Raw genomic sequence first — 25578 nt, 5'->3', positions numbered from 1 at the left:
TACGTGCCACCCGACCGACAAACTCCCGCTCTTTCACACGGGGAACGTGCGAATAGCCGGAAGACCATTGCGTCGGGATTCGGCTTGACGGGCAGGACGCCTGCCGCCTCGTCGATTCCTCTTGCGTCGTCGACGCCTGTCGCGCCTCGCCGCACCACACCCGGAAGGAAGAACAGGATGAGTTCCGTGGTCCTCGGAGTGGGTGCCTCCCACAGCACCCTGATGAACACGCACTGGGCGGAGGTGGACCATCTGGAAGGCGCGCACCGGTTCCGCGACGGACTGACCGGGGCCCGTGAGGCACTGGCCGAGGCCCGCCCCGACGCGGTGGTGATCATCGGCTCGAACCACTTCCGGGGATTCTTCCTCGACATGATGCCCGCGATCACCGTCGGCGTCGGAGAGGTGCTGGGGGCGGGCGAGGCCGGAACGCCTTCGGGCCCGCTGCCGGTGGACATCGGGCTGGCACGCCACCTGGTGGACTCCCTCGTGCGCGAGGAGTTCGATCCGGCCTTCTCACTCCGGCTCACGGTGGATCACGGCATCACCCACAGCCTTCAGCATCTGCTGCCCGGGCTGACCGTCCCCGTGGTGCCCGTGGTGATCAACATGTTCGCGCCGCCGCTGCCCTCGCTCGCCCGCTGTCACGCACTGGGGGAGGCGATCGGCGCGGCCGTGCGCGCGGACGGCACGGCGAAGAGGGTGGCGGTGATCGCCTCCGGCGGGCTGTCCCATCAGCTGCCCTGGCCCGCATGGTTCGACGCGCTCAGCGATGACGACCGCTTCCTGGTGGAGGCGTGGCTGAACGGGCGCGACTCGTGGAGCGAGTACGAGGTCCGCCGTCGCGAGATCATCCGGGCCGCCCGGCCGCAGATCAACCAGGATTTCGACAGGCGCTTCCTCTCCCTGGTCGAGAAGGGGGACCTGAGTCCGCTCCTCACGCTCACCTCCGAAGAAGTGGCGGCCGAGGCCGGTAACGGAGCCCAGGAGATCAGGTCGTGGATCGCGATGATGGCGGCTCTCGGCCCGTGCGAGGGGCGCACTCTGGCCTACGCCGCGATGGACGAGTGGCTCACCGGAATGGGCGTAGCGGTTCTGGAACCCCGTTCGTAATTTCCATGAAAGAGGAGAAGAAAACATGAGTATCTGGACCGATCTGGCAGGGGTGGAATTTCGTCTCGCCTACGTGGACGCGGGAGGAATGCGCACCCGGTCGCTTCAGGCGGGATCCGGCGAGGCCGTGATATTCCTGCACGGCACCAGCGGCCATCTGGAAGCCTTCGTACGCAACATCCCCGCCCACGTGGACGCCGGGTACGCCTGCCACGCGATCGACATGATCGGCCACGGTTACACAGCGGGCCCCGACGCGCCGTACCGGATTCCCCGCTACGTGGAGCATGTGCTGGCGTACATGGACGCCCTCGGTATCGACCGGGCCCACTTCGTGGGCGAGTCGCTGGGGGGCTGGGTGGCCGGTCGGCTGGCAGCCGACCATCCCGACCGGGTGAGCCGGCTGACCCTCGTCGCCCCCGGTGGAACAGTCGCCAATCCCACGGTGATGGAACGGATCAGGACCAGCACCCGCAAGGCGGTGGAGGAGGACGACATCGCCTTCACCCGCAAGCGGCTCGAACTTCTCATGTTCGACCCCGCGGCGAACGTCAGCGACGAACTGGTCGAGGTCCGCCACCAGATCTACCACCAGCCGGAGTTCGTCAAGGCACTGCCCAACCTGCTGTGCCTGCAGGAGATGGACAACCGTCTGGAGGACCTGCTCAGCCCCGAGCAGCTGGGCCGGATCACCGCGCCGACGCTGATCGTGTGGGGTGCGCAGAACCCCTTCGGCGACGTTCCCGAGGCACACGCCCTCAACCGCGGCATCCCCGGATCGAAGCTGGAGATCTTCGCCGAGTGCGGCCACTGGCCCCAGCACGAGCACGCGGACCGGTTCAACGCGCTGCACCTGGACTTCCTCAGCGGGGCACGGGCATGACCTCCCCCGGAGACGGCGCGCTGCGCGTCGGCATACGGATACCGCCCTGCGATCGCGCGGACCGGCTGGTGGAGAGCGTCCGGCGGGCCGAGGACCTCGGCTTCGACCAGGCGTGGTTCCCCGACTCGCAGCTGCTGTGGCGGGACGTGTTCACGGTGCTGACCGCCGCCGCGCTGGCCACGGAGCGGATCGGCCTGGGCAGCGCGGTCACCAACCTGGCCACCCGCCACCCCGCCGTCGTCGCCTCGGCGGCGCGCAGTGTGGCCGAACTCGCGCCCGGCCGGTTCATCCTCGGCCTCGGCGTGGGCAACAGCTCGGTCGGCCCCGTCGGCATGCGTCCGAGCACCGGGGCGGAGATGCGCGCCGGGCTCACCCTGCTGAAGGCACTGCTCGACGGACAGGAGTGGGACTTCGGCGGCGTCAGGTCGCGGCTCCGGGACCCCGGCCCGGAGATCCCCGTCCACCTCGCCGCCAGCGGTCCGCGGAACCTGAAGCTCGCCGGCGAGATCGCCGACGGAGCCATTCTGCTCAGCGGTGTCTCACCGAAGACCCTCGCGAACGCCACCTCACACGTACGGGACGGCGCCATCGCCGCAGGACGCGCCGCCGGGGAGGTCTCCCTGACGGTTTCGGCGTTCTGCGCGGTGACCGACGACCCGCTGGCCGCGGCCCGGCGTCTCAAACCGATCTGCGCGTCGATCGCACAGAACGGCGGAGCGGCGTCCCTCGCACTCGCCGGGATCGAGGTGGATGTTCCCGCGAAGGTCGAAGGGGTCTACCCGGATCTCGTGCACGCCGAGGACTGGGACGCGGCCGTGCAGATCTGCTCCCAGTGGGTGAGCGACGCCGCCGCCCTCCGGTTCGCCGAGGAGTTCTGCCTGGTCGGAACGGCCGAGGAGATCGTCCGCAAACTGCGGGCCCTGCACGCCGACGGAGTGACCAGCGTCTTCCTCCAGCATGTGGGGTCCTACGATCCGCCCACCGATCTGATCGAGAGCGTCGGCTCCGAGGTGCTTCCCGGCCTGGCGTCGGGGAGCGGCCTGTGAGTGTGATCGAGGAGTTGGCGGAGCAGGGCGTCCACCGCCCGACCATGGCGGACGGGGACACCCGGCTCCTGACGGCTCTGCACGTGCTGGACACCATGGGGTGTGTGGTGGTCGGTGCCTCCCATCCCCTGGCGGACCAGCTCTCCGCGCTCATGTCGAGTACCGGCGCGGGCGGCGGTCTGCGCTCGCCGGTACTGACGGGCACGCACTGCCTGCGCACGACCGTACTGGTGGAATCGGTGCTGGCACACGCCGACGAGTACGACGCCCTGCATCCCGCCTCGGCGGTGGTGCCGTCGGCCGTGGTCATCCCGGCCGCCCTGGCCGTGGCCGACCACGAGGGACGACCGGGCAGTGCCGTCGTCGACGCCGTCCTGATCGGTTACGAGGTGGCCGTCGAGGCGGGGCTGCGGTTCGGCGGGCCCCGGCTCTACGAACGGTCCTGGTGGCCCACCGCGGTCTTCGGAGCGCTGGGGGCGGCTGCCGCCACGGCACACCTGTTGGGCCTGGACCGCGCGGCCACCGTGGCCTCGCTCAGCCTGGCGGCGGCCGGGCTCGGCGGGCTGCTCAGCCAGGACGAACTGGGGGCGGGACACTACCTGCTGGCCGGACACGCGGCAGCGAACGGGGTCGAGGCCGCCTACCTGGCCAGGGCGGGCGCGCGGGCCAGCCGGACCTTGCTGGACGGCCCGGCTGCCGCAGCACTGGGCACGGCACCAGCGACCCGGGCGCCCAGGGCACGCCCTCACCTCGACGCCTGCGTCTTCAAGGCGTATCCGTGCGCCCTTCCCCTGCACGCGGCGCTCCGGGCACTGGATGCTCTGGCCGAGCGGCAGGTACCGGTCGGCTCGGCTCACCGGGTGGAAGTCCTTCTCCCCGACGCCCTGTCCCGTTTCGTCACCGCCGACCGGGCGCCCTCAGGGCCCACCGAAGCCGCGGCCAGCGCGGCGTACGCCGTCGGAGCCTGGCTCCGCGGAGCCGCCGGGGACGTCGCCTTCTTCCGCGGTGAACTGCCCCCCGACACGCCGGATGTGGTCCTGGGTCCAGCGCCCGACCTCGACGCCGGTCTGCCGGACCACTGGGGTGCCCGGGTGGTCGTCCACCTGCCGGACGGGCAGCGGGTCGTAGGGGAGGATGCCGGCGCGGCACGGGGGACCGCCCTGCCCGCGCTCACGGAGATGGTGACGGCCAAGTTCCGCCGCCGGACGGAAACAGCCGGGGACGGCCTCCGCCCGGAGCGGTGGATCGCGCAGTGCCTGGCGCTGGACGCCGTGGGAGACATCCGCGGCCTGCGGCTCGCACTCAGCTCGCTCACGGGGCCCTGAAGGTCCCTTCATACAGCTCGTACAGCACAAGGAGTCGCAGTGACCCTCTACAAGATCGCTGTCATCGGTGGCACGGGACCTCAGGGGAAGGGCCTCGCCTACCGGTTCGCCAAGGCCGGCCACACCGTGGTCATCGGTTCACGCTCCGCCGCGCGGGCACAGGAGACGGCCGACGGCATCGCCGACCGGATCGATGAGGCGGGCCGGGTCAGCGGGGCGGACAACGACGCCGCCGCGGAGGCGGCGGACGTCGTCCTGCTCGCCGTGCCGTACCGGGGGCACGCGGATCTGGTCGCCTCCCTCGCCGACCGGTTGACCAGCAAGGTGCTGATCTCCTGCGTCAATCCGCTCGGCTTCGACGAGTGGGGCGCCTACGGCCTTGATCTCGCCGACAGCAGCGCGGCCGAGGAGGCCCTGCGGATCGCCCCCGGTGCCAGACTGGCCGGAGCGTTCCACCATGTGTCAGCGGTCAGTCTCTGGGGCCGGTCCGAGGTGCTGGACCACGAAGACGTACTGGTCTGCGGGGACGACGAGCAGGCCAAGGACGTCGCGTGCGATCTCGCGCGCGCCGTCACCGGTCGCCCCGGTGTCGACGCGGGCGCGCTCCGACAGGCCCGGCACCTGGAACCGCTCACCGCCACCCTGATCAGTGTCAACAAGCGCTACAAGGTGCGTTCCGGCCTCCGGATCACCGGTCTGGCCCAGACCGGATGACGACGGTGTTTCCGACCTGATCCGCTGGATCCGCGGTAACGGAAGAGTTTCGTCTTTGCTCCTCCCGGCTACCGGCCCTTGACGCCCGTGCATTGAACCGTACATCGTACGGTCACGTGCTCCGGCGCCGCCGCAGGTCATGCGCCGCGGCCCTGCCGCACAGCACTCGACGGACATCCACTTCTCGCCGAGCCCCCCAGCAGTGCCTCTGCCGGGCGGCGGCCCCGCTCGACACCGAGCGGCCACCTCATTCCTCACGTTCCCGCTCCAGCCGCTGTCCGCGGCCCGGCGTCGCACCCATTTGCGGCTCACCTCATGGAGGATCCGATGAGCGTTTCCAGCACTCCCGCGAGACAACGGACGAAAGCGGTGGTGGCGAGCTGGATCGGCACGACCATCGAGTACTACGACAACGCCGCCTACGGCCTGGCCGCTTCGCTGATCTTCGCCCCGCTCTTCTTCCCCAGCACGGACCCCACGGTCGGCACCCTGCTGTCACTGTCCACCTTCGCCATCGGCTTCGTCGCCCGGCCGGTGGGGGCGGTCGTGTTCGGACACTTCGGCGACCGGGTCGGCCGCAAGACCACGCTCATGATCACACTGATCATGATGGGGATCGCGACCTTCGCGATCGGCGTGCTGCCGACGTACGACCAGGTCGGGCTGGCGGCGCCCGTCCTGCTCATCGTCTGTCGCATCCTGCAGGGCATCAGCGTCGGCGGTGAGTACGGCGGGGCCGTTCTCATGACCGTTGAACACGCGGGGGAGAACAGGCGAGGCTTCTTCGGATCGCTGGTGAACACCGGGTCCACCGCCGGTCTGCTGCTGGCCAACCTCGCCTTCCTGCCAGTGTTCTCCCTGCCCACCCAGGACATGCTCGACTGGGCCTGGCGCGTCCCCTTCCTGGGCAGCGCGGTCCTGGTGGTGGTGGGCTACTTCGTCCGCCGCGCGGTCGACGAGAGCCCGGACTTCGCCCGGGCCAAGGAAGCCGGAGACGTGGCCAAACTGCCGATCGTCGAGGTCCTGCGCCACAACGGACGCACCGTGGCCCTGCTGGCCCTCGCCATCCTGGCGGCCGGTGTGTCGTTCACGATGGGGTCGGTGTACTCGTTGAGCTACGGGCCCGACGGCCTCGGACTCAGCAACGGCACGATGCTAGAGGTGCTGCTGCCGGCCACCGCCGTGATCCTTGTCTGCGTTCCCGCGTTCGGCGCGCTGGCCGACCGGGTCGGGGTACGCCGGGTGTTCCTGATCAGCGCGGCGTCCCTGGTGGTGCTGCCCTTCGCCTGGTTCGCGCTGCTCGGCACCCGCCAGTACGGACTGATGCTGCTCGGCTTCGTGGTGCTCTTCATCGGCTACTCCGCGAACTACGCCGTCGTCCCCGCGCTCTTCTCCCAGGCATTTCCGCCCGCTCTGCGCTACACCGGCATGTCCATCGGCTTCACCACCGGCCTCATCCTCGGCAACGCCTTCGCCCCGGCGATCGCCACCTCGCTCCTCGACAGCACCGGCGGCTGGTTCGCCATCGCCCTCTACATGGGCGGCGCGGCCCTGGTGTCCCTGATCGCCGGATTCTTCCTCCACCCCACCCCCGTCCCGGCCGACAAGCCGGCGTCCCTGACCGTGCCCACCCACTGACCCGTCCCGGGAGAACAGATGCGCCACCATTTCGCCGACAGCCGCTTCGGCCAGCTCCACTACGTGGAGGAGGGAACCGGGGAACCCGTGCTCCTGCTGCATCAGACACCCCGGTCCTGGGACGAATACCGGGATGTCCTGCCCCTTCTCGGCCGAAGGTTCCGCGCCATCGCCATGGACACCCTCGGATTCGGCGCGTCCGCCCGCCCCACCGCGGAGTGGAGCGTGGAGCTCTTCGCGCAGGCCGTGCTCGACCTGTGCGACGCCCTGAGTCTGGAGCGTGTCGCGCTGGTGGGCCATCACACCGGCGGTGTGATCGCGACCGAAGTGGCGGCGGCCGCGCCCGACCGGGTACGCGCACTGGTCCTCTCGGGCATGCCCTACGTCGACGCGTCGCGCCGCAGGGAGGTGGCCTCCGGACGTCCGCCCATTGACCATGTCGAACGCATGGCCGACGGTTCGCACGTGCAGCGGCTCTGGGACAACCGGGCCAGCTACTACCCGGCCGACCGACCGGACCTGCTGGAGCGCCTGGTCCGCGACGCCCTCCAGGTGCTGGACCGGGTCGAGGAAGGGCACCTCGCCGTCAACCGGTACCGCATGGAGGACCGGATCGGCTCGGTCACCGCGCGCACCCTCGTGCTCTGCGGCGAACTCGACACCTTCTCCCTGCCGGACGTCCCGAGAATCCTCGAAGCGCTGCCAGGCGCGGTCTCGGAGCTGCTGCCGGGTACAGGTGTTCCCTCCGTCGACCACCGGCCGGACCTGTTCGCGGACGCGGTCGGCCGGTTCCTTCTTCAGAAGGGGACGCCAACCCGCCGGTGAATGACCGATGCCGGCTATGACGACGACAGGTCCGACCAGGACAGGACGGAGGAGATGAAAGCCTCCAGGCCGGCCAGATACTGCTCGTTCGTGGGCAGGGTGGGAAGCTCGTCGGCGAGCTCGACCAGACGCGGGAACTCGTCGCGAGGCAGCGCCGAGTAGACGTGCGAGCGCTGCCGGCGCTGCTCGGCGCGTTCCCCGTCGTCGGCGTCCGCCGCGCGGCCCCAGGGCCTGGGGGCCTGGTAGGTGGCGAACCCGATCGAGTACGTGATCAGGAACCCGTAGCAGCGCACCGCGACCGAGGCCGGGATGCCCGCGTCGACGAGCCGCTGCAGCGGGGCCTCCATCGCACCACGGAGCGCCGGACGGCTGTCGGTGACCCTGCTGCCGAACAGGCGGATGACGGTCGGATGTTCGTACATCATGTCGAGGAAAGCGAGCCCGACCTCGCGCATCGCCTCGGCCGGGCCCGCCGGCGGCTCCGCCGGCAGCCGCATCCGGCCCAGCACATAGTCGGCCATGCCGTCGAGGATCTCGTCGCGGCCGCGGAAGTAGCTGTAGAGCGTCATAGTCCCGACGCCCAGCTCCGACGCGATTCTGCGCACGGTGAGCCGGTCCAGGCCGCCTTCATGGTCGGACAGGCGCAGTGCCGCCTCGATGATCATGCCGGGCGTCAGACCCGCTGTACGTTTCCGGCTTGAGCTCCGCTGTGTCATGCCCACTTCCGCGTTTGGTCTGCTCCGGACGAGTCTAATGCCGTGACCGGCGATATCTGCCCGACGGGGCAAAGCTTGCGGGCAGGGACACCGGGGCAGCCAGCGGCCGTCGGCTGCCCCGGCCCGTCATCGTGAGGGGCCCGCGAGAGCGACGACGGTGTGGATCAGATGCCGGGCGAGCCGCTCGGCCTCCCGGATGTCGACGACGTTCATCCCGGCCGGAAAGTCCAGCGGGATCGGAGCGTCGGGACCGATCCGGTCCATGCCGACGCGCGCGGTGGCCAGCCCCCGGGCGCGCAGGATGTTCGCGTCCGTGGCACCGGAGTTGGCGGTGATCGGAGCGTGCGGACGCCCCTCGATCTCCTCCCAGGCCGCGATCGCGGCCCGCACGACCGGGGCGTCCTCGGGGGTGGCGGTGCCGGGGATGGACAGGACCATGTCCCACTCGACATCGATCTCGGGAAACGCGGACCGAATGGAGGCGATCGCGGCACCGAACTCGCGCCGTACGTCCGCCGGCGTGGACCGCGGGTTCGTCCGCAGGTCCACCACGAACCGGCAGAGCGCCGGGGTGGCCGAGGCCAGCCGGGGCCAGCCGCCCTCGATCGCGGCCACGATGCCCTGAGGCGCGACCAGCCCGTCCGTGTGCCGGGCGGCGTACCGCGGGAACCAGTCCTCCAGCTCCTGAACGACCCGGGCCGCGTGCGCGATCGGGTTCCGGTACGGCATGCGGTGCCGGGAACCCACGTACGAGAAGGTGCCGCGCACCCGCACCTCGAACCAGCAGAGCCCGACCTCCTCCCAGGCGACCGCCCAGCCGGGCTTGGCGATGATCGCGTGGTCGGCCCACACCCCCTGCTCCAACATGAACGAGCAGCCGACACCCTGACCGGCGTTACGCCGCGTCAGCCCCCGGGCGGTCCGGCCGTTGGTCGGCATCCCGCCCGCCCCGAGCCCCACGACGACATCACCGGCCAGCGGAACTCCGGCGGCGGCGAGCGCCTCCGCGGCGGCGATCACCGCCGCCCCGTGCCCCTTCGGATTGCTGGCGCCGAGCCCCACGACATGGTCACCGTGCACTTCGGCGCGCGGGCGCATGTCGGGACGCAGCTCGTCACCGATCCACGGGATGTCCTCCGCCTCGTCGCCGACGGTGAAGGTGTCGATCGGCGCGTAGAGAAGCACGTCCTCGCCGCCGCCGGTGCCGGGGAGCACACCGACCGCGTTGCCCTGCCGGTCGTCGATCTCCTGGTAGCGGCCGCGCAGCCCCGCCCCGGTCAGGGTGGCGGCGAGATGCCGGGCGAGCTCGGCCTCCTCGCCGGTAGGGCTGGGGATGTCCACCATCCCGACGACCAGTTCGGTGATCCGGGTGCGGTCGAGGCGCGCCCGGGCCGCGTCGACCCACGCACGCCGCTCGTCGTCGAGCCCGGTCGCGCGGGGCCGGGGGGCGCTCACGCGGGTCGCCGTACGGTCAGTACGGTGGTGCCGCGACCCGCCTTGGCGAGCAGGCCGGCGCCGTAGCGGCGGCGTATCACGGTCCGGTCGGCAACGATCAGTGCCGCGAGCGCCGCGGCGCCCAGGGAGGCGGTGAGCAGACGGGTACGGGTCACGGGTTCTCCTGCTGAAGAGGGACGGGCGGGTTCGTCGGGGCGGAGGCGGGTATCGGCCCGCCTCCGCGGCCGGGCTCCGGGAGGAAGGCGTCGGCCAGAGCCGCGACGGCGTCCGGGCGTTCGGACTGCGGATGGTGCGCGGTACGGCCGAGGACCACCAGGTCTCCGTGGGGCAGCGCACCGGCGAGCGCGGCACCGTAGGCGGGCTCGGAGAAGGGGTCGTGCGCCCCCCAGACCGCCAGCGTCGGGGCGGTGACGGTCCCCAGCAGGGGGCCCAGGTCCTCGTCAGCGCCGCGGGCCGCCGGATCCGTCGCGACGGCGAGCGCCGTCGCCGTGGTGGCCGCCCGCAGGCGCCCGGCGACGAGTTCCTCCGGGGGTGTGGCGCGGTGCCATTCGGCGCCCTCCATGAGCGCGCGCATCCGGGCGGGCCCGGGATCGGCGTACAGCTCGTCGCGCAGCCGGGCTCCGAGACCCGGATCCGTGTGCACACCACGGAAGGCGGCCGGGGTGCTGCCGATCAGCACGATCCGCTCCACCAGGTCGGGACGCCGCGCGGCGAGCGCGAGCGCTACCGCGCCACCGAGCGACTGCGCGAGGATGGGCACGGGACGGCCGATGCCGTCGAGCAGCCCGGCGAGCGCGGCCGCGGGTCCGGAGAACCGGCCGGGCGGCAGCCCCGGTCCTGGCAGGGGCGAACCGCCGTAGCGGGGCAGGTCGACACAGAGCCACGCCCGGCGGGGGCGCAGGGCGAGCACCGCGGCGAAGTCCGCGGCGGCGTGGCAGCCCGGCCCGCCGCCGTGCAGTACGACCGTGGGGACGATGTCCGGCGGACCGAGCCTGGTGTGGTGGAGGCCGGTGGGGCCGCGGCCCGGCATCAGTGCCCTCGGCGTTTCTCGGTCGGCTGGACCACTGGGGCGGCCTGCTCGATGTGGCGGCGCCAGGCTGTCAGCGACAAGTCCGGCCGGTACAGGCGCTCCGGCGGGGCGTCCATCACATCGACCATCCAGGCGTCCTGCGCGGTGAACTGCCCGTGAAAAAGCCAGCGGATCGCCGCGAGATACTTCGCCTTGAACGCCAATGCCTTGCGGCCGGTCTCGAACCGCACCATGAGCTGGACGTACCGGACGTGGTCGGCGTCGACCGGCACGTACCACTCGTAGTGGATGAACTGCGGGTAGGCGACGCGCAGCAGGCCGGGCAGTCGGATCGACACGAAGCCTGGCAGGTCCAGGGCGGCGATGACGGGGTTGGCATCGCCGTTCTTGCCGGGCCGGTCGGGCAGGGGCGTCCGCTTCCACCAGCGCCTGTTGGTGAAGGTGCCGACACCGGGGAACTCGGCGTCCCAGTGCACCTCGTCCTGTACGCGGATCAGCCAGCCGTCCCGCTCCACGATCCGGGTCATGTTCCAGGTCGGCATGACCTTGAACAGCCGCCAGAGCGCGGTGTTGTGCAGGTATTTGGCGTGGCCCTCGTCGAAGCCGTTCTCGGCGGCGAACCGCCAGTTGCCGTCCCGTATCTCGGTCCGCCCGCCCAGGACCAGGGAGTTGTCGTTCAGCTCCGCCGGGATGTCCCGCTCGACCGGAGGCGGTTCTTCCCCTTGCACGACGTCCCCGATGTAGACGAAGACCAGGCCCAGGCGCTCGGCCACGTGATAGGTGGTGACCTTGACCTTGCCGCAGATCGGCGAGCTCGGTCCGTCGGTGATGACGGCGCAGAGCCTGCCGTCGGTCAGGTCGTAGGTCCAGCCGTGGTAGGGGCAGCTGATGGTGCCGTCGAACTGCCGGCGGCCCAGCGAGAGCGGTACGCCGCGGTGCGGACAGCGGTCGTGCAGGGCGCGGACCGTGTTCGTGGTCTCGTCGCGGACCAGCACGATCTTCTCTCCGGCCACGGTCACCGGGACGGGTTTACGGCCGACCTGGTGGGCGAAGACCGTCGGGTACCAGAAGTCACGGAAACCGAGTTCGGCGGCGTCGTAGGTGGCCCAGGAAGCCCAGTCCGCACCGACCTGCACGGGTGGCCCGGGGGGCAGTTCCGGCGCGGCCGGCCTGCCGCGCCGGCGCGCGGGCCGCCGCGGGGCTTCCGCCTCGGCCGGGTCGGACCCTGCCGCGTCGGCCGGTCCGCCGGGGGTGGCCGCCGCCGCGACGGCCGGATCGGGGGTGGTCCCGGCGGTGCCGGGACCGTCGTCGGAGGCCCGATTGCTCAGCTCGGTCAAGGGAATGCCTTTCGGGAGGGCGGTTCGGGGCGGGCGGCCGGACGGGGTGGCCGGTCAGAGATCGAGGACGAGTTCGGCGGTACGGGCACGGGAGACACAGGGCATGACACGGTCGGTCACCCCCGGATCCGTAAGGGTGTCGCGGTGCTCGGGAAGCCCGGACAGGACGCGTGTCTCGCAACTGCCGCAGATGCCGTCGCGGCAGGCGTTGGGCACCTCGATCCCGGCGGTCTCCAGGACATCGAGGACGCTCTCGCCCGCGGGCACGGAGAGCCGGGTGTTGCTGCGCCGCGCGACCACGTGGAAGGCCACGTCGGCGCTGGTATCGATGTCGGCGGCGGAGAATGGCTCGACGTGCAGGGTGCCGGCCGGCCACGCGGCGCAGGCGGCCTCCATCGCCGCGATCAACGGCTCCGGACCGCAGCAGTACACGGCCACTCCGGGACGTGGTTTCCCCAGGGCTCCGGCCAGGTCGAGCACCCCGTACGTGTCCTGCGGGCGCACCAGGACCCGCGGGTCGCTCCCGAGACGGTCGGTGAAGGCCATGGAGCGACGGGTACGGCCGCCGTAGAGCAGCCGCCAGTTCTCCCCCGCCGCCGCGATCATCGGCAGCAGCGGTGTGATGCCGATGCCGCCCGCCACGAAGAGGTATTCCTCCGCCGGGACCAGCGGAAAGTTGTTGCGCGGCCCGCCCACCTCGACCAGGTCGCCGGGCCGCAGCGCGTCGTGGACGTAGGACGATCCGCCCCGGGACGCCGCCTCGCGCAGGACCGCCACCCGGTACTCGCGGCGCTCGGCCGGATCGCCGCACAGCGAGTACTGCCGTACATGATCGGGCAGCCCGAGGTCGATGTGCGCGCCCGGCGTCCAGGCCGGCAGCAGCCGGCGCTCGGGATCGGCAAGTGTCACCGACAGCACACCGTCGGACTCCCTTCTCAGCTGCACAACCTCCAGTTCGAGCACACCGGAAGGTTGGCCTCCGGCGCTCCGCGTGACGCCCGCGCGAGCGGCCCAACCGATGTCGGTTGACATGTGTACCTCCAGCCATGACCTGATCGTACTAAGTACGGTACACAAAAGTCACCAGTTGGGAAGGGGTCGGTCCACACAAAGGAGCGAGGGAGGGAGCGATAGGTTCTACGTGTTCCACGGGCCGTCCGCGATTTCGGTCGCGATCACGGCGGAGTTCTACGGCGCCTGGTGCCGGATGTCGACCGGGTGTGCGCCGGCGGAGTGCCGGAGCGGGACGACCCCCACGCAGGTGCCGTCGCGGTCCAGCAGTCTTCCCATGTGCTTGACCGTGCGCAGCACGACCGAGCGGTCTTCGACGGTGAGACGGGGCAGTTGCCGTGAGAGGTGGGCCTCGAAGGCGTGCACATCGCTCAGGTCCCGTAGCCAGACGTCGATCACCAGGGTGTGCGGGCCGGCGGCGACGAAGCAGGATCGGACCTCGCGGACACCGGCCAGGATCCGGCTGGTCTCGTCCAGGTACTTGCCGGGAACGGAGGCGAAGTACACGGCGGACAGCGGCCATCCGGACAGGGGCCGGGCCAGGTCGCAGCGCAGGTTGAGACGCGAGGCGAGCAGGGAGTGCAGACGGCGGCGCACCGTGGAGATGCCGGCGTCGGTCCGCGCGGACAGTTCGCGCAGCGGCATGCGGCCGTCCGTGCTCAACAGTTCCAGCAGGTGGGCGTCGAGGGAGTCCCAGACCGCCCCGGTGCCCGGCGCGGCCCGGTGGACCGGGGGGAGGGCCGCCTCGATGCGTGCGCTCTGTGTGCTGTCCAGGCTGCGCAGACGCCACTGGCTCCCTTCGGTGGGAACGCCGGTGGACACATGGGTACGGGTGGCCCTCACTCCCTGCGTGCGCTGGAACTGGGACGTGGTGAGGCGGGCCAGCTCGTCGAGGCTCACGGTCTGCACGGTGGCCACGATGTCCCGGCCGCCGGCCGTGAGCTTGATGTTCGGCATGGAGGGGTGGGCGGCCAGGGCCCACGCGACGTCCTCAGCGGCCCCCGGCTCGGTGTCCACCTCGATCACACCGGTCACGACGGCCCGCGTGTTGGAGACCCGGGGATAGGCGGTCACCCAGGCGAGACCCGCCCCGGTGAGGCGGCTCCACCGCCGCGCGACGGTGACGGGGTTGATCCCGAGCACCTCGCCGATCAGCGTCCAGGGGGCCCGCGGGTGGATCTGCAGGGCGTGCACGAGGCCACGATCCAGCTCGTCGAGCTCCGCCACGGCACTATCCTGCGCGCTCAGGGGCGGCACTTCTCTGCGTACCGGAACGAATTCGGCACGGAAACTGCGCTGTGACACCGGGGTTTCATGTGCATTCCACACTCTCCTCGCCTACTCTCCATCGCCAGAGGAGCGTCTCCCGAATGTCGGATGCTATGACACAGAACGCGTCCCGGACCCCGCTGAGGATCCACAACGCCCGGCTCATCGACGGCACAGGTTCGTCCCCGGTGGACGACGCCGTCATCCTCGTCGACGCCGAAGGGGTCATCACCTACGCCGGCCCCGCGGCCGCCGCGCCGCCGGTGACCGGCCAGGACGACCCCGTCCGCGTCCTCGACGCCGGCGGCCGCACGGTGCTGCCCGGCTTCTTCGACTGCCACGTCCACCTGTCCTACGCGCATGGTTCCCCGCCCCACCGCCGCGCGGAACTGGACCGGGTCCTCGTGACCCTCGACACCGTCACGCGGCTGCGGCAGACACTCGACGCCGGTATCACCAGCGCCCGGGACCTCGGAGGACTGTCCGCGGGCTACCGCACCGCGGTCGAGACCGGGCGGATCGTCGGCCCGCGGCTGCACACCGCCGTGCGGATCCTCAGTCACACCGGCGGGCACGCCGATCTGCGTCTGCCCGACGGCACCGACCTGACCGCGGGCATGTCGGAGATCACCGACACCGCGGACGAGGCGAGGCTCGCCGTACGGCGGGTGCTGCGCGAGGGTGCCGACCTGATCAAGGTCTGTGCCACCGGCGGCATGGGCAGCCCGTACGACCAGCCCGACGACGAGGGCCTGCTGGAGGAGGAGATCCGCGCGGTCGTGGACGAGGCCCGGCGTCACGGCGGCAAGCCGGTCGCGGCACACGCCCAGGGCAACGCGGGCATCCTCAACGCCCTGCGCGCCGGAGTCACCAGCATCGAGCACGGCTACGGCCTCGACGACCGGGCGCTGGACCTGCTCGCCGAGCGCGATGCCTTCGTCGTCCCCACGCTGTCCACGGTGTACGCGGGCATCAACAAGGACACGATGCCCGACTATCACTACCAGAAGAAGGTCCGCTGGTCCGGCATCACCAGGACGAACATCGCCCACGCCATCGAACGGGGTGCCCGGATCGCGCTTGGCACCGACGCCGCCGTCGGTCCGCACGGCGTGAACCTGATGGAACTGAGCTATCTCGTGGACCTGGGGATGGATCCCATGGACGCCATCGTCGCCGGTACCCGCACCTCCGCCGAACTGCTCGGTGTGGCGGACCGGCTGGGCAGTCTGACGTCCGGCCGCGTCGCGGACCTCGTCGTGTGCGACGGGGATCCGCTCACCGACATCGGTGTGCTGGGCGATCCGGCCCACATCGTGTGCGTGATCCAGGACGGTGTGATCCGCAAGGGTTCGCTGCGGCCGGGCACCCCCGCCGCGGGGAGGCCATGATGTCGACACCGACTCCCGCACCGGCCCGGGAACGTGAGACCCCGGCCCCGGGCGGACCCCGTGGCCTCGACCGGTTGCTGTCCCTGATCGAGCGGGCCGGGAACGCCCTGCCCAACCCGATTCTCCTGTTCACCGGGCTCTTCGTCCTCCTGGCCGTCGTCTCCACCGCGCTCGCCCTGGCCGACGTGTCGGTCACGGTGCCCGGAGCCGACGAGACCAAGAAGGTCAGCGGGCTGTTCACCGGCGAGGGCATACGCTGGCTGCTGGAAAACTTCGTCCCCAATTTCGCCACGTTCCCGCCCGTCGCCGCCGTACTGCTCATGATCATGGCGGTGGGGGTCGCGGAGAAGACCGGCCTCCTGGAAACCGTCATGCGGGCCACCCTGGCCCGCGCGCCGCGCGCACTCCTGCCCTATCTGGTGGCGCTGGTCGCCTGCCAGGCGCACATGATGAGCGATGTCGCCTCCATCGTGCTCCCGCCCCTGGCAGCCGTGGTGTTCAAGAGCGCGGGGCGCCACCCCGTGGCAGGCCTGATCGGCGGATTCGCGTGCGTCGGCGCCGGTTACGCAGCGGGCTTCACCCTCGGTTCGCTGGACGCCCTCTACGTCGGCATCACCCAGCAGGCGGCCTCGGTCCTGCCGGGCGGCGCGGACCAGCACCTGAACCTGCTGGTCAACTACTACTTCACCGCGGCCAGCAGCCTTGTCCTGGGACTTCTGGGCGGCTTCCTCATCAGCCGTGTCCTGGAGCCGCGCCTCGGCCCGTACCGGGCCTCCGCGGACGAACCGGCGGAGCAGAACCTCGCTCTCACTCCGGCCCAGCGGCGGGGACTGCTGCTGACCGCTCTCGTCCTCCTGGTCTACGCGGCGGTGGTCCTCCTCCTGTGGCTGCCCGAGGGGAGCCCGCTGCGCGGTGAGGCCGGGGCGCTGGTCCCTTCGCCGCTGCTCTCCGGCATCGTCCCCGTGCTGTTCGGGGCGTTCATGCTGGCCGGACTGACCTACGGGGTCACGGTCAAGGCCCTGACGGGCGCGGAGAGCGTGGTGACCGCCATGTCCGACTCCGTGAGAACCATGTCGGGCTACCTCGTCCTCATGTTCGTCGCCGCCCAGGTCATAGCGCTCTTCAACTGGTCCAACGTGGGCGTCCTCCTCGCCGTGAAGGCCGCCGCCGGTCTCGAATCGATCGGACTGACCGGCTTCTGGGTGGTGACCGGCTTCGTCCTCCTGGTGTCCGTCCTCAACCTGTTCATCGTCTCCGGGTCGGCCCTGTGGTCGCTCGTCGGTCCCGTGTTCGTCCCGGCCTTCATGCTCCTGGGCATGAGCCCGGCCCTCAGCCAGGCCGCGTTCCGGATAGGCGACTCCGCCACCGGAATCATCACACCGATGAACCCCTACGTGTTCCTGACACTGGCGCTGCTGCGCCAGTACGAGCCGGACGCACGCCTGGGCACACTCATCTCACGACTGTCGATCTTCGTCGTGCCCTTCCTGCTCGTCTGGCTCGCGATCCTGAGCGTCTTCTACGGGTTCGACCTGCCGCTCGGACCCGGTGCGCGCATCGGTCTGGACTGAGCACATCGGTCCGGACCGGGAGGATGTGGCAGGCACGGTCTTCCGTCGTGGTGGCCGGCGAACCCGGCACTCCGTGACCACCGGAGGCCGTGCCTGCGCGCGTACCGGCTGAGGGTGCGCAGAGCATTGACTTGCCTTCCTGATCCCCCCGTGATCGTCCTGACCTCCGACCGCGACGACTGGTCGAAGCTCTGTGGGAGCCGCGTGATCATCAGAGAGGTGTGAGCACCGCCGGCTACTGGGTCTTTGCATTCACAGGCACCAGTGGCACGAGGAATACCCCACCGACAGCAGTACCGGCACGTCCCGCCGTCTCGCCTCCGCGAACGCCCCCCCAGGGCCACCAGTCCACTGGATTGGAGGCGTGCTGGAGCAGATAGGGGGAGGTCTCATGGGCCAGTCGGTTCGGCATGGCCCCATCTTGCCCTGCCGCCGCGCACGCACACGGGAGCCGGTACCCGGCGGCAGGGCGGGCCCGGACCTGGCCTGGGCGGGCCCAGACCCGGCCGAGGCGAGCGCTCAGAGCCGGCCGGGCGAGCGCTCAGAGCCGGCCGAGGCGGGTGAACAGTCCCCTGCGGGCCCACCCGGTCCTGCGCAGGCCCGCCCAGACCGACCAGGCGGCCATGCCCAGCGCGACCAGCGCCGCACCGGTCGCGGTCGGCATCTCGTTCATCACGAGGACGCCGGCCAGTACGACGACGAGGCCGTCGAACTGCCACACGAAGACCCGGAGCCCGGAGAGGTCGCCCAGGGGCGTGATGACGGGGAGCAGCAGTTCGATCGGTAGGTTCATCTTCATCTCGCGCAGGAACCTGGCCCCGAGCACGAGCACCACCGACGCCGCGCCGAGCAGCAGCACCTCGGCCGTCCTGCCGTCCTGGAGCGGCCACCGCGTCAGGGCCGCGACGCCACCCGCCGCCCCCACCGTGACCGCCACCGCGACGACCGGCCAGGCCAGGGTGCGTGCGAGCATCCCGCCCCACCACTCGCCGAACAGCGGGGCCAGCGTCAGCTCGTCGCGCAGGCCGCGCCAGGTCTCGCCGACCCAGCCCGAGCCCCAGTACACGGCCGCCGCACCGGCCACCCAGGAGAACGTCGCGAGCCGGGCGTCCGGCTCCGCGAGGCCGAGCGTCAGGACGGCGCCGCCGGCCGGCAGGAACACCGCGGCCGCGATCGCGCGGCCCCGGGTGCGCAGGGCACGGACCGCCCCCTGCGCGAGGTATCCGCGCAGGCGGCCGTCGGGGCGCACCAGGGCCGAGGTGTGTCCGCGCGGCTCGGGGCGGTACAGGTCGAGCGCGTGGTGGAGCGTGCCGGTCCAGGCGAAGGTCTGGGCCTCGGCGGCACGCGCCGACTCACGGGCGAGCCGGGCGAGGTCGACCGCGCGGACGGACCGGAAGGCGGCCCTGCCGAGCAGCGCCGCCGAGACGACGAGGACACCGGCGGCGAGCCCCGGGCCGCCCCCGCCAAGAAGCCCGGACCCGCCGAGCAGCGCCACGACACCGGCCGCGGCGGCCACGCCGCAGGCGAGCAGGAGGTTGTCGCGCACCGTCCGGACCTGGCCCCACAGCCATGCCACCGGGGCGACGGCGCCGATGCCCACCGCGACGGCCACGCCCTGTGCCGCGAGCACGGCGTCCGAGCGGTCGAGGAGGTCGGTCAGCAGGAACGCCGCCGTGCACATCGCGAGCAGCGTGCCGAGTCCCGCGTACGCGAGGCGGCGGCGGGCGATCGTACCGAGGTAGTGCGTCGGGGAGAGGTCCGTGGACATGAACACGTGCAGCAGGAACGGCTTGAGAACCAGCGGCCCCCAGAACCGGCCGGCCATCTGCGCGCCCCAGACCACAGCCGCCGCGACCAGGCACACCACGGGCGTCGCCGCCTCGGAGGAGTCCAGGGGGACGAGCGCCCGCGAGGTCCTGACCAGGTAGACGACCGGCGCCACGTAGACGAAGCCGAGGATGGCGGTGAGGTAGATCGTGTACGCCCAGTCGTGGACCGTGGCACGGTCGCCGCGGCGGGCGTACCGCTGGCGTACGGCGTGGACGCGGGCCCTGGGGTCGGCCTCCACCGCGGTGATGCTGTCCGTGGTCATCCCAGCTCCATGACGCCGTCGCAGGCGTCCACGACGGCGGACTCGTGGGTGGCGACGAGGAACGCGGTTCCCTCCTCCGCCCGCTCGACGAGCAGCTCGGCGACGAGGTCGACGCGGTCGGTGTCGAGATGCCGCTCGGGCTCGTCGAGCAGGACGACGTCGGCGGGGCGGACCAGGGTCAGCGCGAGGCTGAAGAGCTGCAGCTGGCCGGAGGAGAGCTGCGAGGGGAACCGCTCGCCCAGGTCGGAGAGGCCGAGGCGCCCCATGACCTCCTCGGCGCGCTCGGCGGTCGCCGCGGTGTTGCCGTACCAGGAGGCGGCGACCAGCGTCACCTGCTCGCGCAGCGTCATGTCCCGTGCGACCGGCACCGGTTCGACGAGCGAGGCCACGATCCGCCGGTGCCGGGGCCTGGCCAGATCGACGGTCTCGCCCTGCACGCGGACGGCGCCGTCCGTCAGCCGCCGACTGCCCAGGAAGGCCCGCAGGAGGGTCGTCTTGCCGGAGCCGTTGCTGCCGGTGAGACACCAGAACTCGCCCGGCATCACCGTGAACGTCGTCGGCGCGAGCAGCGTGGTCCCGTCCAGGACGACCGTGGCGCCCTCCGCCTCGATCGCGGGCACTGTGCTCACTGTCGCTCCAGAACTACCAGCATCTCCCGGGAGCGCGCGTCGTAGGGCTCTCCCGCGTACGATCCGTCGACGGCCGCCACCTTCAGGCCCGCGGCCCGTGCCATCAGCCGGATCTCCGCGAGCGTAGCCCAGGTGGCCTTCTCGTGGAACGCGGTGAGGGTCGACGCACCCTGGACCAGGAAGATGCTCAGGATCTCCTGGCTGGCCCGGTCCGCGGTCTGGGTGATCGTCACCATCCGTTCGCGGCCCAGCGGATAGGTGACCGAGTGTGCGTCGCCGCCCGTGCGCTGGTACTCGGAGGGGTCGGTACAGTCGAGGAACGCGGCGCCGCCCGGCTCCAGATGGCGTGCGACGACCCGCAGGAGCTCGATCTTCTCCTCCTGCTCCTGGGCGAGGAAGAAGGTGTTCCGCGACAGGGTGACGACATCGAAGGCGGAGTCGAGCCGCAGATCGCGGAAGTCGCCCTCCACCGGCCCCACGTCACGTTCGAGCCGTCTGCTCCTGAGTACGTCGAGGGACGGTCCGGAGGCGTCGACCGCGACGACCTTCGCGCCGGCGTCGGCGAGCGCGAACGAGGACACGCCCGTGCCGCACCCCAGGTCCAGGACGGTACGTCCGGCCAGCGGCCGGTGCGAGCCCACCCAGGCGGCGAGCCCCGCCCCCGGGGAGAGCATCGAGGACACCAGGTCGTAGGCCTCGATCGCCGCCTCGTCGTACACGCTCGGGTCACTCACGGGAACGGCTCTCCTTCAGCAGGGCGTTGGCCACGGAGAGGGCACCCGGCAGGTTGAACCCCACCTCGGCCGTGGTCCGGTTGCTCGCGCGGACGCCGTTGACGCGCGGTGCGAACGCGACGTTCGGGCGGAGCTTGAGAGTTTGCAGGTTGCTCTCGACGATCTCGTTGGACCCCGGGAACGTGTCGGCGATCACGATGGGCGCGTCGGTGACCTGGAGCATCAGGAGGGCGGGCGAGTCCGCCCGTCCCTGCGCCAGGCGCATGACGGTGTCCAGGGTGGCGGGGAAGACGAGGAAGCACTCGGAGCCGCCGCTCTTCCCGGAGTTGACCTCGCGCGGCAGCCCCTCGTCGTCCCAGGAGTCCACCCACACCGCGCCGTTGGCAAGGTGACGGAGCGACCGCACCGCCAGGAACCGCGACGCGGCGGGCGTCACCGACACGTTCACGACCAGGTCCGGATGGAGCTCCCGCAGCCAGTGGATCCACCACGGTACGAGCGCCGCGCTGATGGAGCCCGTGATGTGGACGTGCAGTTCGGAGCCCTCGAACTTCTCCACGTTCACCGGGCGGCTCCCGCCGCGCCGGTCGCGGTGGCGAGCGGGATCCACTCGGAGGTGAGGATCGGCTTCATCCGGTGCTCGGGCGGCGCGCTGGGAAACACGTTCATCAGCAGGAACTGCAGGGTCTCCGCGTCCTCGACCGCCGCGGCCCGGCTCGCCGCGAGCACCAGGTCGTACGGCAGACTCCGGGTGACCCAGGTGAAGTCGGCCTGGTTCGCGCTCATGACGGAGAGCTGCTGCATGGCGTCGAACAGCGCCTTGGGCCCGCGGCTGCGCGGGTTGTACAGCACCTGCGTCCACCCGTGCGGCACGACGGGCGTCACGTCCCGCCACCGCGTCGGGCCGTCGGCGGTGGTCTCGCGCACCAGCAGGTGGACGTTCTGCACGCCCGGGTTCGGCGCGAAGAACCGCCAGCCGGGAATGGGCCAGCCGCCGGTGAACATGCGCAGGTCCTGGTTGTAGGAGTCGGGGGTGTTCTGCAGGACGGTCGCGACCAGGTGCGCCGTGAGCACTCCCACGGCGCAGGAGGCCGCCGCGCCCTTGATCCGGTCAGGAAGCATCCAAGAACCTTCTGATAGCGCCTTCGACCTGCTCGGCATGGTCCCGGTATCCGATGATCGAGCGGTGCCCGGAGCCGCGCACCACCTGGTACTTCGCCCCGAGCTTCTCGGCGAGCACCGCCTGCTGCTCGGCGTACTCGTCCGAGGCGACGACCAGGACCGACTCGACCGCGCCGAGGCGGGAGACGGCGTCGTCGGTCCGCATCTCGCGGTACTCGCGTACGGAGTTGACGATGTTCCTCGGCGAGAACACGAACTGCACGTGGCTGTACTGGGTGTCGGGCGTGTAACCCGCCTGCCGCTCCACGGCGTTGGGCGCCCATTCGTAGATCCCGGTCACGGCCGCCACCAGGGTGTAGAGCTGCGCCTGGAGGAACTTGCCGAGCCGCCTGCGGTCCGTGCGGTCCTCCTCCAGGAGGACCGGGTCGGTGCCGTCGACGACGACCAGCCTGCCGACGCGGCCGGCGAAGCGCTCGTCCCTCACGTACGAGGCCGCGCTCAGCGAACCGATCGAGTGGGTGACCACCACGACCTCGCCCTCGGCCCCGGCCTCGTCGAGGACGGCGGCGAGGATGTCCCCGCCGGCGGCGCGCGAGGTCGTGAGGCCGTATCCGGGCCGGTGGTAGCGGATGACCGTGTGGTGCCGCGCCAGGCTCTGCGCGACCCACTCCCACGATTCGAGGGACTGGCCGAGGCCGCACTCCAGGACGATCACCGGGCCGGCCGCCGCCTCGTCCGCGGGGCGGTCCACGCGGTACTCGACCTGGCCGTCCCCGAGCTCCAGGCGCGCGGCGCCCTTGGGCCCGGTCCGCCGCTGCTCGGCGATCCGCCGCTTGTCGCGGGCGATCAGCGCGCTCGTGAGGGTGACGCCACCCGCGATGCCGACCACGGTCTTCTCGAACGTGCGGGGCGCGCCCCGGGTTTCGAGGACATAGCCGACGGCGCCGTGGGAGCCGAAGAACCCCCATACGAAGCGGGGCAGTTCCATGGCCGTGGCCACGCCGACGTGGAAGGCCTTGACCGCCCGGAGCACCTGCGTCGCCTGCTTGCGCGGCAGCAGGTAGATGAGCGGGAAGGATGCTTCCCACACCACGGTGCCGACGGTCAGGGCCCTGCAGAGTCGCGGGTACGTGCGCAGGAGGGCCGCGGCCGGTCCCCGGCCGTATGCCTCGGTCTGCAGGACTTCGAGCAGGGCGTCGCCCTGGACCCAGCTGCTGCCGAAGGCCTTGGCGACGCCGGAGACCGCATAGCTCAGCCCGGCCTGGAAGTTGACGGCGCGGAGGAAGAGGTCGTCGGAGACCCGCTGGTCCGGTATCAGCGCGGTGAGGGCGCGGTACTGCGTGATGACCGCGGTCATCTGGTCGGCGCCGTCGCGCCCGTACGGGGTGCGGATCTCGCTCAGGCGGTTGCAGGTCCCGATGACCGTCGCCGCGGCGATCTGCGCCGTGCGGTCGCCGCGCGCGAGCAGCAGCCCGGCCGACGCGGCAAGGGTCACTCCCGCCAATACCCGGGGGGTGCGCGGATGATCGAGTACGCGGCCCATCCGGTGCCTCAGGCTGCCCGGCGGATACTGCTGCGCCGAAACGCCCCTGAGATATCCGTCCTCTTCGAATTCCTCACGGAGGAAAAGGGTCTCCGCAGCCGCAAGGGCCTGCCCGATCGCAATAGGGAGAAATACACGATCAGCCGCTTCCTGTGCGGCAGTCGTGTTCGAGGCGCGCCGCCTCCACCGCTTCCAATTCACCGTACTCTTCGTCTCCCCGTTCGCATGCCTGACCGCCGACATGAGCACCGCATGAACCATGCACCGGAGAAGCCCGGTGATACGGGCTTCTCCGGCCATGGGTCAATCAATTCATCGTCAGCAGACGAGGCATATCGTGCTGCCCTGGATGACGAACTGAGCCGCGGCGGGCGTGGCCGGCGTGGCCATGGCGGGCGTCTCGCAGTCCGAGTGGAAGCCCGGCGCCGCACCGCCGAGAACGGTGTTGGCGAAATCCTGAGCGGCCAGCGCCTCGGGGCGAATGACAGCGGAATCCGGTGTCACGGTCATTTCAGATCGCACTTCACTAACCTTTCGTCGGTGATCACGCGAGCGAATGGTCCCGGCGCATCGAACATTGCCGCCCCCGTCGCTCACTCCGAGTGAACGTGCATAACGTCTGCAACTCGACGTCACCGCCCGACCTTAAACAGACCTCAAAGAACAGGTCAAGCATATTTGGCCTCATCAATAACAGTACATAACCCGAGAGTTGGCACGCCACCGGAGTCACAGCCGCATCAGATCTGTTTTCAGCCATTACGCAACTTCCGGGCCCCGCACGCAGGACATTCGCGAGCGGCGCGCGCCGGCACCGACACCAGGCCCACAGTCGTCACGCCACACGGCATGCCCGGCTCGGGGCAGCCTTCGCTCGCGCTGCGGGCACACACTAAGTTGATACGTCAACCAAACGGAGCTAAGGTGATGTCCCGACGGATGGTCCTGTACCAGTCCCGCAGCAGGGTCAGCGACTGAACAAGGCCGGACACGGCGATGACGGAGGCCGGTATGGGCGACCGATCCGAGATGAAGACGTACGAGGGGCAGTCGGTCACGGTGATTTTCCCCGATGACGTCACGGCCGGCCGACTGGCCGAGGTGCGCCCCTCGTGATGAGATCCGCGTCGCCGGCGTTCGGAGGAACCGCCGTTCCGCTCGCCGCGACCTGGCTCGTATGGGGAACCACCTATCTGGCGATCGCGTTCGGGCTGCGCGGGACGGAGCCTCTCACGCTCAGCTCGGTCCGGTTCCTGACGGCGGGTCTGCTGCTGTGGGGCCTGGCCGAACGCCGCCGCGAACCGCGGCTGACGGCCCTTCGGTGGCGGCGGGCCACACTCGTCGGGGTGCTGCTCTTCTCCGTGGGCATGGGTGGCGTGGCGTTGGCCGAGGAGTATGTCGACTCGGGCACGACGGCGCTGTTCATCGCCACGGTTCCGCTCTGGAGCGTGCTGCTGAACACCGCACGGGGACGGCCGGCGCGCGGCGCGGAGTGGGCGGGGGTCTGGCTCGGCCTGGCGGGCGTCGCGGTGCTGTCGGCCGGACTGGGACGCGGCGGGCTGACCGGCGCGGTGATCCTCCTGCCGGCCGCCATTTGCTGGGTACTCGGCTCCCATCTGGACGACCACTCACCCGGCGTGCGCGGGCCGGCCGCGCAGATGATCGCGGGCGGCGCGGCGCTGGCCGTGGCGGCCGCCGTCCGGGGCGAGTTCGCGGCACCGCCGCGGCCGACCTGGGGCGCCGGGCTCGCCCTCGCCTACCTGGTGGTCTTCGGGTCCCTGCTGGCGATGGCCGCCTACCGCCACCTCACCGCCCACACCAGCCCGGCCCTGGCCACGAGCTACGCCTTCGTCGCCCCGGTGATCGCCGTCCTGTCCGGTGCCCTCTTCCTGGACGAGCCCCTCACCGCCCATGTCCTGGCCGGAACCGCCCTCATCGCCGTCGCCCTCTCCACGACCCTCCTCACCGGATCCCGGCCCGCCGCAGAACCCACGACGACCGCGCCGGGACATCCTGACGCCGTACGTATGCGGCGGCGCCCGGCGCGGCTCGTCAAGACCCGGCGGCCGAGCCGTCCCTGAGATGGTTCGCCGTCCTCACCGGGGCCCGGTTTCACGACCCCAACGGCTACCGG

24 protein-coding genes and 2 pseudogenes are annotated in these 25578 nt (G+C 71.0%); 11 read left to right on the top strand and 15 right to left on the bottom strand.

Annotated elements, in window-relative coordinates:
• Positions 1 to 177 precede the first annotated feature (177 nt).
• The 7 genes from AB0P17_RS05880 (at position 178) to AB0P17_RS05850 (ending at position 7544) form a co-directional block, all read left to right on the top strand.
• Positions 178 to 1113 (top strand): catechol 1,2-dioxygenase, encoded by a 936-nt coding sequence (locus AB0P17_RS05880; protein WP_365807925.1) that lies wholly within the window; start codon positions 178 to 180, stop codon positions 1111 to 1113.
• Between the two features lie 25 nt (positions 1114 to 1138).
• Positions 1139 to 1996 carry an alpha/beta fold hydrolase gene (locus tag AB0P17_RS05875; protein ID WP_365807924.1) on the top strand — a complete coding sequence of 286 codons (858 nt, stop codon included), beginning with the start codon at positions 1139 to 1141 and terminating at the stop codon, positions 1994 to 1996.
• The gene (locus tag AB0P17_RS05870) at positions 1993 to 3042 is read left to right on the top strand and encodes an LLM class flavin-dependent oxidoreductase (protein ID WP_365807922.1); all 1050 of its coding nucleotides are present in this window, start codon (positions 1993 to 1995) and stop codon (positions 3040 to 3042) included. Before AB0P17_RS05875 ends, AB0P17_RS05870 begins: the two co-directional genes overlap by 4 nt.
• Positions 3039 to 4367 carry an MmgE/PrpD family protein gene (locus AB0P17_RS05865; protein ID WP_365807920.1) on the top strand — a complete coding sequence of 443 codons (1329 nt, stop codon included), beginning with the start codon at positions 3039 to 3041 and terminating at the stop codon, positions 4365 to 4367. Before AB0P17_RS05870 ends, AB0P17_RS05865 begins: the two co-directional genes overlap by 4 nt.
• A 39-nt stretch (positions 4368 to 4406) precedes the next feature.
• A complete protein-coding gene (npdG, locus tag AB0P17_RS05860; protein ID WP_365807919.1) occupies positions 4407 to 5081 on the top strand; it encodes an NADPH-dependent F420 reductase in 675 nt (224 codons plus the stop codon).
• A 327-nt stretch (positions 5082 to 5408) separates the two neighbouring features.
• Complete coding sequence (locus AB0P17_RS05855; protein WP_365807917.1) at positions 5409 to 6719, top strand: MFS transporter; 1311 nt, start codon at positions 5409 to 5411, stop codon at positions 6717 to 6719.
• An 18-nt stretch (positions 6720 to 6737) separates the two neighbouring features.
• Positions 6738 to 7544: an alpha/beta fold hydrolase gene (locus tag AB0P17_RS05850; RefSeq protein WP_365807915.1), complete on the top strand. Its 807-nt coding sequence runs from the start codon at positions 6738 to 6740 to the stop codon at positions 7542 to 7544.
• A gap of 14 nt (positions 7545 to 7558) precedes the next feature.
• On the opposite strand, the gene AB0P17_RS05845 is transcribed toward AB0P17_RS05850, so the two are convergent.
• The 7 genes from AB0P17_RS05845 to AB0P17_RS05815 all read right to left on the bottom strand — a co-directional run bounded on the left by AB0P17_RS05845 (position 7559) and on the right by AB0P17_RS05815 (position 14320).
• On the bottom strand, positions 7559 to 8209 hold the full coding sequence (locus AB0P17_RS05845) for a TetR/AcrR family transcriptional regulator (protein WP_365807914.1): 651 nt from the start codon (positions 8207 to 8209) through the stop codon (positions 7559 to 7561).
• A 177-nt stretch (positions 8210 to 8386) separates the two neighbouring features.
• Positions 8387 to 9715, bottom strand: a complete 1329-nt coding sequence (locus AB0P17_RS05840) for a M20/M25/M40 family metallo-hydrolase (RefSeq protein WP_365807912.1) — start codon at positions 9713 to 9715, stop codon at positions 8387 to 8389.
• Positions 9712 to 9870, bottom strand: a complete 159-nt coding sequence (locus tag AB0P17_RS05835) for a hypothetical protein (protein ID WP_365807911.1) — start codon at positions 9868 to 9870, stop codon at positions 9712 to 9714. The genes AB0P17_RS05840 and AB0P17_RS05835 overlap by 4 nt, the downstream gene beginning before the upstream one ends.
• Complete coding sequence (locus AB0P17_RS05830) at positions 9867 to 10745, bottom strand: alpha/beta hydrolase (RefSeq protein ID WP_365807909.1); 879 nt, start codon at positions 10743 to 10745, stop codon at positions 9867 to 9869. The genes AB0P17_RS05835 and AB0P17_RS05830 overlap by 4 nt, the downstream gene beginning before the upstream one ends.
• A complete protein-coding gene (locus AB0P17_RS05825) occupies positions 10745 to 11881 on the bottom strand; it encodes a Rieske 2Fe-2S domain-containing protein (RefSeq protein WP_365808111.1) in 1137 nt (378 codons plus the stop codon). Before AB0P17_RS05825 ends, AB0P17_RS05830 begins: the two co-directional genes overlap by 1 nt.
• Positions 11882 to 12136: 255 nt before the next feature.
• On the bottom strand, positions 12137 to 13114 hold the full coding sequence (locus AB0P17_RS05820) for a PDR/VanB family oxidoreductase (RefSeq protein ID WP_365807908.1): 978 nt from the start codon (positions 13112 to 13114) through the stop codon (positions 12137 to 12139).
• A 156-nt stretch (positions 13115 to 13270) separates the two neighbouring features.
• Positions 13271 to 14320 carry an Lrp/AsnC family transcriptional regulator gene (locus AB0P17_RS05815; protein WP_365807906.1) on the bottom strand — a complete coding sequence of 350 codons (1050 nt, stop codon included), beginning with the start codon at positions 14318 to 14320 and terminating at the stop codon, positions 13271 to 13273.
• A gap of 143 nt (positions 14321 to 14463) precedes the next feature.
• Here AB0P17_RS05815 and AB0P17_RS05810 point away from each other — a divergent pair, with 143 nt between their 5' ends.
• The 3 genes and pseudogenes from AB0P17_RS05810 to AB0P17_RS05800 all read left to right on the top strand — a co-directional run.
• Complete coding sequence (locus tag AB0P17_RS05810; RefSeq protein WP_365807904.1) at positions 14464 to 15753, top strand: amidohydrolase family protein; 1290 nt, start codon at positions 14464 to 14466, stop codon at positions 15751 to 15753.
• Entirely contained in the window at positions 15753 to 17324 is a 1572-nt protein-coding gene (locus AB0P17_RS05805) for an AbgT family transporter (RefSeq protein WP_365807902.1), read from the top strand. The genes AB0P17_RS05810 and AB0P17_RS05805 overlap by 1 nt, the downstream gene beginning before the upstream one ends.
• Positions 17325 to 17468: 144 nt before the next feature.
• Positions 17469 to 17549 (top strand): annotated as a pseudogene (locus AB0P17_RS05800) (DNA-binding protein); the annotation flags it as partial.
• 27 nt (positions 17550 to 17576) lie between these two features.
• On the opposite strand, the pseudogene AB0P17_RS05795 reads toward AB0P17_RS05800, so the two are convergent.
• From AB0P17_RS05795 to AB0P17_RS05760, 8 genes and pseudogenes are all read right to left on the bottom strand, one after another.
• A pseudogene (locus AB0P17_RS05795) lies at positions 17577 to 17736 on the bottom strand (DUF255 domain-containing protein).
• Between the two features lie 129 nt (positions 17737 to 17865).
• Positions 17866 to 19416 carry a hypothetical protein gene (locus AB0P17_RS05790; RefSeq protein ID WP_365807901.1) on the bottom strand — a complete coding sequence of 517 codons (1551 nt, stop codon included), beginning with the start codon at positions 19414 to 19416 and terminating at the stop codon, positions 17866 to 17868.
• Positions 19413 to 20045: an ATP-binding cassette domain-containing protein gene (locus AB0P17_RS05785; protein WP_365807899.1), complete on the bottom strand. Its 633-nt coding sequence runs from the start codon at positions 20043 to 20045 to the stop codon at positions 19413 to 19415. The genes AB0P17_RS05790 and AB0P17_RS05785 overlap by 4 nt, the downstream gene beginning before the upstream one ends.
• On the bottom strand, positions 20042 to 20779 hold the full coding sequence (locus AB0P17_RS05780; RefSeq protein WP_365807897.1) for a methyltransferase domain-containing protein: 738 nt from the start codon (positions 20777 to 20779) through the stop codon (positions 20042 to 20044). Before AB0P17_RS05780 ends, AB0P17_RS05785 begins: the two co-directional genes overlap by 4 nt.
• Positions 20772 to 21344, bottom strand: coding sequence for a CypD family RiPP peptide-cysteine decarboxylase (locus tag AB0P17_RS05775; protein WP_365807895.1), 573 nt, complete (start codon positions 21342 to 21344; stop codon positions 20772 to 20774). The genes AB0P17_RS05780 and AB0P17_RS05775 overlap by 8 nt, the downstream gene beginning before the upstream one ends.
• Positions 21341 to 21901: a hypothetical protein gene (locus AB0P17_RS05770; RefSeq protein ID WP_365807893.1), complete on the bottom strand. Its 561-nt coding sequence runs from the start codon at positions 21899 to 21901 to the stop codon at positions 21341 to 21343. The genes AB0P17_RS05775 and AB0P17_RS05770 overlap by 4 nt, the downstream gene beginning before the upstream one ends.
• The gene (locus AB0P17_RS05765) at positions 21891 to 23396 is read right to left on the bottom strand and encodes an alpha/beta fold hydrolase (RefSeq protein ID WP_365807891.1); all 1506 of its coding nucleotides are present in this window, start codon (positions 23394 to 23396) and stop codon (positions 21891 to 21893) included. Before AB0P17_RS05765 ends, AB0P17_RS05770 begins: the two co-directional genes overlap by 11 nt.
• 366 nt (positions 23397 to 23762) lie before the next feature.
• On the bottom strand, positions 23763 to 23954 hold the full coding sequence (locus AB0P17_RS05760) for a cypemycin family RiPP (RefSeq protein WP_365807889.1): 192 nt from the start codon (positions 23952 to 23954) through the stop codon (positions 23763 to 23765).
• A gap of 605 nt (positions 23955 to 24559) precedes the next feature.
• On the opposite strand from AB0P17_RS05760, the gene AB0P17_RS05755 reads away from it, so the two are divergent.
• Positions 24560 to 25525, top strand: a complete 966-nt coding sequence (locus tag AB0P17_RS05755) for an EamA family transporter (RefSeq protein ID WP_365807887.1) — start codon at positions 24560 to 24562, stop codon at positions 25523 to 25525.
• Positions 25526 to 25578 lie beyond the last annotated feature (53 nt).

Origin of the sequence: Streptomyces sp. NPDC088124 (assembly GCF_040685895.1) — a bacterium.
GTDB lineage: Bacteria > Actinomycetota > Actinomycetes > Streptomycetales > Streptomycetaceae > Streptomyces.
This window is presented reverse-complemented; position numbering and strand designations above follow the sequence as displayed.

Excerpts from the sequence above, each read along its gene's own strand:
- AB0P17_RS05880 (WP_365807925.1), top strand. The coding sequence starts at position 178 with ATGAGTTCCGTGGTCCTCGGAGTGGGTGCCTCCCACAGCACCCTGATG.
- AB0P17_RS05875 (WP_365807924.1), top strand. The coding sequence starts at position 1,139 with ATGAGTATCTGGACCGATCTGGCAGGGGTGGAATTTCGTCTCGCCTAC.
- AB0P17_RS05870 (WP_365807922.1), top strand. The coding sequence starts at position 1,993 with ATGACCTCCCCCGGAGACGGCGCGCTGCGCGTCGGCATACGGATACCG.
- AB0P17_RS05855 (WP_365807917.1), top strand. The coding sequence starts at position 5,409 with ATGAGCGTTTCCAGCACTCCCGCGAGACAACGGACGAAAGCGGTGGTG.
- AB0P17_RS05850 (WP_365807915.1), top strand. The coding sequence starts at position 6,738 with ATGCGCCACCATTTCGCCGACAGCCGCTTCGGCCAGCTCCACTACGTG.
- AB0P17_RS05845 (WP_365807914.1), bottom strand. The coding sequence starts at position 8,209 with ATGATCATCGAGGCGGCACTGCGCCTGTCCGACCATGAAGGCGGCCTG.
- AB0P17_RS05830 (WP_365807909.1), bottom strand. The coding sequence starts at position 10,745 with ATGCCGGGCCGCGGCCCCACCGGCCTCCACCACACCAGGCTCGGTCCG.
- AB0P17_RS05820 (WP_365807908.1), bottom strand. The coding sequence starts at position 13,114 with ATGTCAACCGACATCGGTTGGGCCGCTCGCGCGGGCGTCACGCGGAGC.
- AB0P17_RS05810 (WP_365807904.1), top strand. The coding sequence starts at position 14,464 with ATGTCGGATGCTATGACACAGAACGCGTCCCGGACCCCGCTGAGGATC.
- AB0P17_RS05805 (WP_365807902.1), top strand. The coding sequence starts at position 15,753 with ATGTCGACACCGACTCCCGCACCGGCCCGGGAACGTGAGACCCCGGCC.
- AB0P17_RS05790 (WP_365807901.1), bottom strand. The coding sequence starts at position 19,416 with ATGACCACGGACAGCATCACCGCGGTGGAGGCCGACCCCAGGGCCCGC.
- AB0P17_RS05770 (WP_365807893.1), bottom strand. The coding sequence starts at position 21,901 with ATGCTTCCTGACCGGATCAAGGGCGCGGCGGCCTCCTGCGCCGTGGGA.
- AB0P17_RS05760 (WP_365807889.1), bottom strand. The coding sequence starts at position 23,954 with ATGACCGTGACACCGGATTCCGCTGTCATTCGCCCCGAGGCGCTGGCC.
- AB0P17_RS05755 (WP_365807887.1), top strand. The coding sequence starts at position 24,560 with ATGAGATCCGCGTCGCCGGCGTTCGGAGGAACCGCCGTTCCGCTCGCC.